At 44.7% G+C, this 10,822-nt stretch carries 7 protein-coding genes; 5 read left to right on the top strand and 2 right to left on the bottom strand.

What is annotated here, in order from left to right:
• The 3 genes from IKG78_RS12660 to IKG78_RS12650 all read left to right on the top strand — a co-directional run.
• Window positions 1-339, top strand: a 339-nt coding sequence (locus IKG78_RS12660) for a type II toxin-antitoxin system Phd/YefM family antitoxin (protein WP_290944017.1), incomplete at its 5' end; no start/stop codon positions are given.
• Window positions 340-577: 238 nt separating this feature from the next.
• Window positions 578-2,479, top strand: coding sequence for an SUMF1/EgtB/PvdO family nonheme iron enzyme (locus IKG78_RS12655; RefSeq protein ID WP_290944015.1), 1,902 nt, complete (start codon window positions 578-580; stop codon window positions 2,477-2,479).
• Window positions 2,480-2,496: 17 nt separating this feature from the next.
• A complete protein-coding gene (locus IKG78_RS12650; RefSeq protein WP_290944012.1) occupies window positions 2,497-3,870 on the top strand; it encodes an SUMF1/EgtB/PvdO family nonheme iron enzyme in 1,374 nt (457 codons plus the stop codon).
• A 98-nt stretch (window positions 3,871-3,968) separates the two neighbouring features.
• Here the strand turns inward: IKG78_RS12650 and groL are convergent, their stop codons facing one another.
• Window positions 3,969-5,603 carry a chaperonin GroEL gene (groL, locus tag IKG78_RS12645; RefSeq protein WP_290944009.1) on the bottom strand — a complete coding sequence of 545 codons (1,635 nt, stop codon included), beginning with the start codon at window positions 5,601-5,603 and terminating at the stop codon, window positions 3,969-3,971.
• Window positions 5,604-5,736: 133 nt separating this feature from the next.
• Window positions 5,737-6,021 (bottom strand): co-chaperone GroES, encoded by a 285-nt coding sequence (gene groES, locus IKG78_RS12640; protein ID WP_366075397.1) that lies wholly within the window; start codon window positions 6,019-6,021, stop codon window positions 5,737-5,739.
• Between the two features lie 544 nt (window positions 6,022-6,565).
• Here groES and IKG78_RS12635 point away from each other — a divergent pair.
• The gene (locus IKG78_RS12635) at window positions 6,566-8,038 is read left to right on the top strand and encodes a glycosyl hydrolase family 8 (protein ID WP_290944005.1); all 1,473 of its coding nucleotides are present in this window, start codon (window positions 6,566-6,568) and stop codon (window positions 8,036-8,038) included.
• Window positions 8,039-8,383: 345 nt separating this feature from the next.
• Window positions 8,384-10,672: a hypothetical protein gene (locus IKG78_RS12630; RefSeq protein ID WP_290944003.1), complete on the top strand. Its 2,289-nt coding sequence runs from the start codon at window positions 8,384-8,386 to the stop codon at window positions 10,670-10,672.
• Window positions 10,673-10,822 lie beyond the last annotated feature (150 nt).

The following is a 10,822-nucleotide window of genomic DNA, read 5'->3' as shown; positions in this document are numbered from 1 at the left end:
CATGTCCACCCTGATGTCATCCCGGACTCCGTTCCGGGATCATCTTTTGCTTTGTCATGCCCGCGAAGGCGGGCGTCTTCTTCAAGCGTTTTGACGTTAATTATAATAATAATTAAATTGGTACAAAAAGGACTCGTCGTGTCGAAAGTAGTTTCTGCAATGGATATGCGTCAGAATTTTGGGACGCTCTTGAACCAGGTCGCCATCAAGGATGAAGAAATCGTCATTGAACGCGCTGGCAAGCCTTTGGCACGCCTCGTGAGCATGAATTCTGCGACAAGCGGCAAGCTCGACTTTCGCGATATCGGAAAACTCCCGAACGACATCTGGAACGAATAGTTAAAAAGCACAATTTTATTTTACACACTAATTCATTCCGAACGCCGCTTCTCTTGAATTTGATTTTGTAGGTTGCTTTTATAAAATCAATTTGGGAGGTGTTTATATGAATATCTTGAAAACTGTAGTGTTGTCTTTATATGCTTTTTTCTGCGTTGCATGCTCGGATAAAAATTCTGGTGAAAAAGTTTACGGATAGATTTTATTATGACTTGCTAGAATAGCGGATGGTTTGACTATGATGAATATTTTGAAAATAAAAATGTCGGCTTTATGTATGTTTCTCTGCATGGCTTGCACACTATTTTGTACAGCCTGCTCAGATAGGGAAAAATATATCGCTTTAAATCGAGGTTCTTTAAAAGTCGAAACTTGGCTTGAAGTCGAGAAGAATGAAATTGTAAAAATTTGTATCGACTCCAAAGTACGAGTATGGAATACTACGCTAGATTCTATAGTTCTTGGTGAATCCTGTTTGAAAGTTCGAGTTCCAACGCTTATTGGTGTCAGCGCAATCAATGTGAAATTTTTCGACACTGATAGTTCCTACAAAATCAATTTAGCGGTCGGGATGAAGTATCTGGATTTCAAGAATGAAGAGGTTCTCATAGGTTATAACGAATTCAGAGGAAAAGACTCTGTATTAAAACGGATAATAAGCAGCAATCCAGTTGAAGAAGATCCTGAAAGACTTATATCAGTTACAGGTTCTTATTTAGTAGATAAGTACCCAGTAACAAATTGTGAAATCACACAATTAATGTGGGATTCGATTTCTATGGAACCATCTCTTGCAAATTCAAGACTTCAAAAATATGCAAATCAATGGATGGAAAGGAAAAAGAGAAGTGAACGAAACAAAAATTGCATGCCCAAAGATACTGCTGCGTGTACAGTTTTCTTACTACAAGCGATGAAATATGCAAACGCCCGCAGCATTCGAGAAGGTTTAAAACCATATTATAAATTTTCTAAAACAGACGAACAAGAAGAACAAAAAATTTTATCAAAAGGTCATTATATTATTGGCTTTTTTGATTTAAGTAAGAGTAAAGACCGGTTAATCCAAGTTACTGTAGATAAATCATCTGATGGATATAGGCTTCCTTATTATGATGAATGGATGATATTTGCTCGTGGCGGAGATAAAAAAAATAGTGCACCTTGGGGAGACTCTTCTGTTACATTTGAAGAAGCTTCCAAATACGCTCGATTTGACACATGGCAAGAATTTGAAGTTTCAGAACCCGTGGGACAATTGCTTCCAAATGGATATGGCCTATACGACATATTTGGTCTTGTTGAAGAACATGTTTTATTTGAAGAAAAAAATCCTTTTCGATTTCTTAAAGGTCGACCGTCTTGTTTAAAGGGTGGGGATAATTATGTCAAAAAAACTTATGAAAGAAATTCTTTTGATACGTCGCCTTATTGGAAATGGGTTCACTATGGATTCTACACTTCAAATTATAATGGTGGAAAACCCGCCGGTTTCCGTTTAGTTCGCAACATCGGCAATAACGCCAAATGGAGCGAAAATAAAACAGTTAAATCAAATTCTGATAGATCATCGCCAAAAGGTAAAGTGGAAATAGATAAGAGCGAAATTCTTGTCGAGTCTTGGCCTTTGAAATTGGGAACCAATCGTAAATCGAAAACTGATTCTGCTGTTGTACGTAAAGGCAAAGTTTTGCTTACGGGCTTGGTTTCTGTGACTTCCTCAAATATTGTATATGGGGATCTTCAAGAAAACGGAACGGTTGCTCCTGAAAATCCTGCGATTCCGCTTATCAACTCTATCCCAAACGATTGGATTCGTTCCTATTTTGCGAATAGCAATTTTGCGAGAGTTGCCAAGGTCTATGTGAAAAAAAGTCCCAAGACTAGAAAAAAGTCGCTGAAAGTTCGTTTGAACCTTTGGAAAGAAGACAAAACTCCATACGATTTTAAACCGGTGAATCTTGTGCTTTATAGAAATGGCGAGGAGAAAGGTTATTATATATATCAGACGATGACCAATTCAAAAGGAAAACCGTTGCTGTTCACGAAAAACGAAGACGATGCCGGAAATTATGAAGATGCTGTTATTTTATGTATAAAAGATAGTACGGATAGATTTTATTATGAACTTTTAAAATAGTTGATAAATGGTTTTTGATGAATATCTTGAAAATAAAAATGTCGGCTTTATGTATGTTTCTCTGCATGGCTTGCACACTATTTTGTACAGCCTGCTCAGATAGGGAAAAATATATCGCTTTGAATCGCAGCTCATTAGAAGCCGAAACTTGGCTTGAAGTTGAAAAGAATGATACTCTCAAGATTTGCATGGATTCGAAAGTTCGTATTTGGGATTCTAAACTTGATACCGAAATTCTAAACGATTCGTGCCTGAAAATCCAAGTACCGACGCTTATCGGAGTCCAATCAATTAATGTGAAGTTTCCTGATTCTGACAACGCCTATAAAATTAATCTAGCTGTCGGTATGAAGTATTTGAACTTCAAGAATGAAGAAACTTTATACGGTAATGACCTTCGTCAAATGCGACCTCGAGAAAAGAAGATTGTATCCGTTACGGGAACTTATCTGGCAGATGAATATCCTGTAACCAATTGCGAAATTACACAGTTGATGTGGGATGAAATTCCCCTAAATTCAAAGGATCATCAGATTGAAAAGGAATGGTCTGAAAGAAAAAAGTCTAGCATGCGTAACGGAAAATGCGACGCCCATGATTCTGCGGCAAATATGATTTCTTTGTATATGGCAATGAAGTATGCCAATGCGCGCAGCATTCGAGAAGGACTGAAGCCTTATTATCGTTTCACTGCAACTAAGGAAAAGTACATACATATTATTACGTCTTATCACAAAAAACGTAAAGACATTACAGTCAAATCGAGATACCGATACATTGAAATTTTTTATAACTTCACAGGATACGAGGAACCGATACATCAATATGTTATAGCTCAATACGATTTCACAAATCATGAAGATTCGACAATTCTTGTGATGGTTGATTCAACATCAGATGGTTATCGGCTACCATATTATGACGAATGGATGATGCTTGCTCGCGGCGGAGAAAAGAATGCCATGACGCCTTGGTGCAATAATTCCGCTAAAATTAAAGACGTTTCAAAATATGCAAGATTTGCCAAATATAAGGATGATGTCAAATCGGAACCTGTAGGCCAGTTACAACCTAATGAATATGGTTTATATGACATGTTAGGTTTAGTAGAAGAACATGTTCTTTTAGAAGAGCACAATTGGCAAAGACCTGTGGTAGAACTAATTTATACTTTAATCCCTTTTAGCCAGAAAAAAGAATCATTCAAGTGCTATGATGAGGACTGTCCTTCCTGTTTAAAAGGTGGAGGACTTTTAAGCGATTGGAAAAAAATTAGCTACAGTTATTCGAGCCCTGATTATTATAATGATTATTCCGGCGGTTTCCGCCTCATCCGCAACATCGGCAATAACGCTAAATGGAGTGAAATCAAGTCTGATTCCAACGAATAGATTTTATTATGAGTTGTTAAAATAGTTGATCGTTTCTAAAACAGAAATCCCGACTCGTTTGTTCGAGTCGGGATTGAGGAGTAGAATGAGAAATTTAATTACATCATGCCGCCCATGCCCATGGACGGATCCATAGCCGGAGCTGCCGGAGCCTTCGGTTCCTTCTTTTCGGTGATCACGCAGTCAGTTGTGAGAATCATCGAAGCGATGGAAGCGGCGTTCTTGAGAGCCGTGCGGGTCACCTTAGCCGGGTCAATGACGCCAGCCTTGATGAGGTCTTCGTAAGTGTCGGTCTTAGCGTTGTAGCCAAAGCCGTCCTTGCCTTCCTTGACCTTGTTCACGACCACGGAACCTTCGAGGCCAGCGTTCTGGACGATCTGGCGGAGCGGTTCTTCGATAGCGCGGCGGATGATTGCAGCACCAGTCTTCTGGTCGGCATTGTCGAACTTGAGAGCATCGATAGCCTTTTCAGCGCGGATGAGAGCAACGCCACCACCCGGAACGATACCTTCTTCGACAGCGGCGCGAGTTGCGTGCATAGCGTCGTCAACGCGGTCTTTCTTTTCCTTCATTTCGACTTCGGTTGCTGCACCGACCTTGATCACAGCAACGCCACCGGCGAGCTTTGCCAAGCGTTCCTGGAGCTTTTCGCGGTCGTAGTCGCTCGTGGTCGATTCGATCTGCTTCTTGATTTGACCGATACGGCCCTTGATAGAAGCGGCGTCGCCAGCACCTTCGACGATCGTGGTGTTGTCCTTCGTGATGGTGATGGACTTTGCCTTACCGAGAACGGTAACCGGAGCATCTTCGAGCTTAGCGCCCGTGTCTTCGGAAACGAGCATACCGCCAGTGAGGATTGCGATATCTTCGAGCATAGCCTTGCGACGGTCGCCAAAGCCCGGAGCCTTGACCGCAGCAACCTTCAAAGTGCCGCGCATCTTGTTCACAACGAGCGTTGCGAGAGCTTCGCCATCGACGTCTTCGGCGATGATGAGGAGAGACTTGCCCTGCTTTGCAACGTATTCGAGCATCGGGAGCAAATCCTTCATGGTGGAAATCTTCTTGTCGTACAGCAAGATGAACGGATTTTCGAGAGCGACTTCCATGCTGTCCGTGTTCGTGACGAAGTACGGAGAGAGGTAGCCACGGTCGAACTGCATACCTTCGACAACGTCGAGGACGGTTTCAGCTGTCTTGGATTCTTCGATGGTGATGACGCCATCGTTGCCGACCTTTTCCATGGCGTTTGCGAGGAGTTCGCCAATTTCCGGGTCGTTGTTAGCAGAAATCGTTGCGACCTGGGCGATGTGTTCCTTGCCGTTGATCTTGACTGCCATCTTGCCGACTTCCTTGATCACAGCTTCGACAGCAGCGTCCATACCGCGCTTGATGTCCATCGGGTTTGCACCAGCAGCGACGTTCTTGAGGCCTTCGCGAGTGATTGCCTGAGCCAAGACCGTTGCAGTCGTGGTACCGTCACCAGCAGCGTCAGAAGTCTTGTTGGCGACTTCCTTAGCCATCTGTGCACCGAGATTTTCGTATGCGTCTTCGAGTTCGACTTCCTTAGCGACAGAAACGCCGTCCTTAGTGACGTTCGGAGCACCGAAGGAGCGTGCGATCATGACGTTACGGCCCTTAGGACCGAGAGTAACCTTAACTGCATTGGCGAGCTTGTCAACGCCCTTCATGAGGGATTCGCGAGCTGCCACATCAAACTTTAATTGCTTTGCCATTTTTGATTTTCCTTTTTAAAATTTTTTATGATGGAGTAGACGGTAGGAAGTAGACAGTAGACAGTGGTTAATTAGGCGGCGAAGCCGCGATTATAAAACTTCCTACTTCCTACTTCTAACTTCCTACTAATCACTACAGCGTAGCGAAAATGTCGGATTCCTTCACGATGAGGTAGTTTTCGCCATCGACGGTCACTTCCGTGCCGCTGTACTTGCCGTAAAGCACCACGTCGCCCACCTTGACTTCCATAGCGACGAGTTCACCCTTGTCATTCTTGCGGCCCGGACCCACGGCCACGACCTTACCTTGCATCGGCTTTTCCTTTGCATTATCCGGAATGAAGAGACCGGAGGAGGTCTTCTGTTCGGCTTCTGCCGGCTTGACAACGATTCGATCTGCTAAAGGCTTGATCATTATTCTTATCCTCTTTTGGGCAATGCCCTTGTTAAATTGCTAGGTCCAGCTTTGCTAGAATTGTTCCAAATTGGACCTTTTCTTTGTTTCGCCCCTTACTAAGCAATTTTCGTGCCAAAAAACAAGAATTACACTGTTTTGTGCCTATTTTATAGTGCCGTCGGTTAAATAAATTACAAGACCGCGTCATGGAGGTTCCGGATCAAGCCCGGAATGACGTCTGATCCGCCATCTAGATTCCGGCTCGGAGGCAGGAATGACGTATAATGGCGTTGTAAAACATTTAACGCCCTGCCTCTATAGTTGGCTATCGACAATACGTGTTTTATTTTGAAACATTGCGTACGCGACGGAATAAAACCGAAGATTATTGATTGTTAAAAAATGAAACAAATAATAAATTACAGTATTGAACCGGCGATGATGGATGGCCCGTGTGACAGATTACACGAAAATTTAAAATGTATGAGTAAAAAAATTTAATTTTAATTGCTAAAAATTTATTTTTAAATAGATTTAACGGCCCTCTTGGGCATAGGAGTTGTGTATGAACCGTTTGGTGAAAATTGGACTCGCTGGCCTCGTCGCTTTCGGACTTGCCGAGGCTAAGGTGAACTTCCCGTATCCGCAAAAATCCAGTTACGACGGGAACGGCGTGGTTCTTTCGAAACTGGACGATGCGGCTTCTCAGCTGAAGAAGGCTTTCGATTTTTATTTGAAGGACAAGTATAAAGAAGACGCGACGTACGCCGCGATTGAAAAAGACAAGGGCGGCAACAATTTTGTCTCTGAAGGGACTGGCTACGGCATGTTGATGATGGTCTATTTCAGCGACAACACGACGAGCTATCAGTCGCAGTTTGATAAGTTGTGGGCGTTCTACAAAGCTGGAGTCAATGAACACGGACTGATGAACTGGTCTTTTGGCGGCTTGAAGCCGTATGACAATAAGGCGAATGCGGCAACGGATGCCGAAATGGATGTGGCGGCGGCCTTGATCATGGCGGCATATCAGTTCGACGATGATAAGTATTTGGACGAGGCCCGCAAGCTTTTGAAAAACGTAAAGCAGTACGAATTCGAAGAAAACGGTCTCCATAAACCGGGGGATGCTTGGAACGACAAGAAAAATCCGTCCTATATTGCGCCCGCTTATTATAGGCTGTTTGCCGAGGTTGATGCGGATAATGCCGAATTTTGGAGCACGACGGCGATGAATGCGAACTATACATTGCTGGAAGCAAACTCCGCGGAATATTCTACAGGTCTTTTTGACAACTGGTCCGATGCAAAAGGAAAGGGCTTGGATGGAAACTACGGCTACGATGCTGCCCGTACGCCTTGGCGCTTGGCTCAAGACTTTTATTGGTTCGGCGAAGAAAAAGCGAAAACGATGTTGGACAAGCTCGGTAAATGGGTAAGTGGCAATGCTGCGAAGGATGTTCGTGGAAATATCAACCGTAACGGCAGTGTCGAGGGCTGGGCCGCTCATAACAGCACCTTTGTTGCAACATTGATGACCTCTTTGGTGACGGATGCCTCCCGTCAGGGTAAACTGGATGAATTTTGGAGTGAAGCTGTTTCGCTGGGTGAAGAACCGTATTTCGAACAGTCTTTGAAAATTCTTTGCGGCTTGCTCGTTTCGGGGAACATGCCGAATCTTATGGCGGCTTCCAAGGCTCCGGCATCGTCGAGTGCGGCTGCTCCGGAAAGCTCAAGTTCTGAAGTTGCGTCTTCGAGTGCTGTCGCACCGCAGTCTAGTTCTGGTACGCAGGCTCTGAATACTGCCGTGGTTAGCGTCCCGAAGATAACGCTTGACGGTAGGACTCTCCAGTTGGGAGCCGTGAAGGGCAATGTCCATGTGGACGTGGTCTCGATGACGGGTAGCGTGGTGAAGTCCTTCGACAAGAATGCGACGCGAACTGTAATGTTTTCGTTGAGCGGTATTCCGAACGGCCTTTATGTTGTCCGTGTCGTGAATGCCGGAGTTACAACTCTCAAGAAAATAACGTTGGAATAAACGACTAACAAAAAGCGACTGACGTTGGAAAAGACGACTCGGTCGCTGATGTTGCCCCGGCTTTAGCTGGGGTGTTTTTTTATATAAGTTTACCTTATTTTATTGCAATGGTTTTGTTTGTAAATATTTGTTTATGTTTTTTTGTGGATATCTTGTGTTGTATAAAAGAATTTTTAATTTGTTTTATTGTAAAAATTAAAATACAAATCAAGTGAAATTGCTGAAATTTTGAAAATTTGGACGGTTTTAACCCTTGTTGTAATTTTTTTGTATGCTTTCACTTATTTTGTATGATTTGTTTGCTAAATTTATTGAACCTTAAAAACAAATTAAGAAGGTGAATAAATGAAAACAATAAAAAGAACAACACTGTTCTTGGGGATGGCGTCAGCGGTGGCGCTTGCTCAAGACGGGTCTGCTTGCATTCCGTTTGTTAATGGGGAGGGGCATTATAACGAACACTGTTATAATTCTGGCCTTATCGACATGGAAAATGGCAAGTGCTATACCATGAATAAGGATCGCGTTAAAGAGGGCGTTCCGCAGTGGATTAACGAAATGGCCTCCCAGACTTGGTGGTGGGAAGAAACTCCTTGTATTGAGGATGTTTCTAGCTCCAGTGTGGAACCTATTGAATCTAGCTCTAGTTCGGAACCGGTGGTTTCTAGCTCTAGCGATGAACCTGTGGTCTCTAGCTCTAGCGTGGAATCTTCCAGCTCTGTCGAATCTAGCTCTAGCGTGGAATCTTCTAGCTCCGTCGAATCCAGCTCTAGCGAAATTGTCGTTTCCAAGTGCATCAAGTTCGTGAACGGCGATGGCGATTACGACAAGAATTGCTACAACGAAGGCCTTGATGAAATGGCTGACGGTGTTTGCTACACCATGAATCCGGCCCGTGCTAAGGAAGGCGTTCCGCAATACATTAGCAACAGGGCTTCTGATAAGTGGTGGTGGGTTGAAACCGCTTGCGGTGACGAACCGGAATCCTCCAGCTCTGTTGTATCCAGCTCTAGCGAAGAATCTTCGAGCTCTGCCGAATCCAGCTCCAGCGTGGAATCTTCCAGCTCTGTCGAATCTAGCTCTAGCGTGGAATCTTCTAGCTCCGTCGAATCCAGCTCCAGCGTGGAATCTTCCAGCTCTGTCGAATCCAGCTCCAGCGTGGAATCCTCTAGCTCTGTCGAATCCAGCTCCAGCGTGGAATCTTCCAGCTCTGTCGAATCTAGCTCTAGCGTGGAATCTTCTAGCTCCGCTGAATCCAGCTCCAGCGTGGAATCCTCTAGCTCTGTGGAATCCAGCTCCAGCGAAACCCCTATTGAACTCTGCATTGATTTCGGCAGTGTCCAACACCGTATTGGTCAATACTGCTATAAGTCCGGTTTGACGAACATGGCCGATGGCAAGTGCTATGCTGTGGTTGAGAGCAAGAGGGGTGAAAGCTCGGATAGAATCCGCCGTCACACCGATGTAACGGACAAGTCTTGGTGGGTGGAAACGCCTTGCTTCGCAGAAGTTTCCAGCTCCAGTGTGGAATCTTCCAGCTCTGTCGAATCCAGCTCCAGCGTGGAATCCTCTAGTTCTGTCGAATCCAGCTCCAGCGTGGAATCTTCTAGCTCCGTCGAATCCAGCTCTAGCGAAATTGTCGTTTCCAAGTGCATCAAGTTCGTGAACGGCGATGGCGATTACGACAAGAACTGCTACAACGAAGGCCTTGATGAAATGGCTGACGGTGTTTGCTATACCATGAATCCGGCTCGCGTTGCTGAAAGCGGTGTTCCGCAGTATATCAGCAACAGGGCTTCTGATAAGTGGTGGTGGGTTGAAACCGCTTGCGGTGACGAACCGGAATCCTCTAGCTCTGCTGAGTCCAGCTCCAGCGTGGAATCTTCTAGCTCTGCTGAATCCAGCTCCAGCGAGGAATCTTCTAGCTCTGTCGAGTCCAGCTCTAGCGAAGAATCTTCTAGCTCTGTCGAATCCAGCTCTAGTGTGGAATCTTCTAGCTCTGTTGAATCCAGCTCTAGCGTGGAATCTTCTAGCTCTGTCGAATCCAGCTCTAGCGTGGAATCTTCTAGCTCTGTTGAATCCAGCTCCAGCGTGGAATCCTCTAGCTCTGTCGAATCCAGCTCCAGCGAAATTGTGGTGTCTGCTTGCATCGCGTTTAAGAACGGCGAAGGCAATTATGACAAGAACTGCTACAACGAAGGCTTGAGGAACATGGCTGAAGGCAAGTGCTATACCATGAATCCGGCCCGTGTTGCTGAAGGCGTTCCGCAGTGGATCAACGAAGTTGCCACCGAAACGTGGTGGTGGGTCGAAGCTCCGTGCGACGCAACGGGTGTTGAACCGGTCGTTAAGCCGGTTATTGGCCGCAACAACGGCACAACTGCTATCGTCTCTGCTGCTGAAGTCAAGGCCAACATGACTGTTACGAACAACATCCTGAGCGTCGTTGCGACCTCCAATGGCGTTAAGTCCCTGACGGTCTTTAGCGTTCGCGGTGATGTGCTTCTCTCCGAAACATTCTCCGGTGCTTCCATGAGCCTGGATATGTCGAAGTTTGCGGGCAAGGGTGCTGTGATTGTTCGCCTCTCCGAAGGCCGCAAGGTCCTCGCTACGAAGCGTGTTGCAGTCCGCTAATTCTCTAACGAATTAACGTCAATTCGTGAATGGGCTTCCTCGAAAGAGGAAGCCTTTTTGTTTTTAGAGATAAGTTGTTTTTTTAATTAGCGATAATTTGTATATTTTTATAAGTTAAACAAATATCAATTGATAAAATTAGAAAAATTC

The sequence above is a fragment of the Fibrobacter sp. genome (assembly GCF_017545445.1).
Classification (GTDB): Bacteria; Fibrobacterota; Fibrobacteria; order Fibrobacterales; family Fibrobacteraceae; genus Fibrobacter.
The sequence above is the reverse complement of the archived record's forward strand: the minus strand, read 5'-3'. Positions and strand labels throughout refer to the sequence as shown.

Coding starts and splice junctions, on each gene's coding strand:
- IKG78_RS12655 (WP_290944015.1), top strand. CDS start 578: ATGATGAATATTTTGAAAATAAAAATGTCGGCTTTATGTATGTTTCTC.
- IKG78_RS12650 (WP_290944012.1), top strand. CDS start 2,497: ATGAATATCTTGAAAATAAAAATGTCGGCTTTATGTATGTTTCTCTGC.
- groL (WP_290944009.1), bottom strand. CDS start 5,603: ATGGCAAAGCAATTAAAGTTTGATGTGGCAGCTCGCGAATCCCTCATG.
- IKG78_RS12635 (WP_290944005.1), top strand. CDS start 6,566: ATGAACCGTTTGGTGAAAATTGGACTCGCTGGCCTCGTCGCTTTCGGA.
- IKG78_RS12630 (WP_290944003.1), top strand. CDS start 8,384: ATGAAAACAATAAAAAGAACAACACTGTTCTTGGGGATGGCGTCAGCG.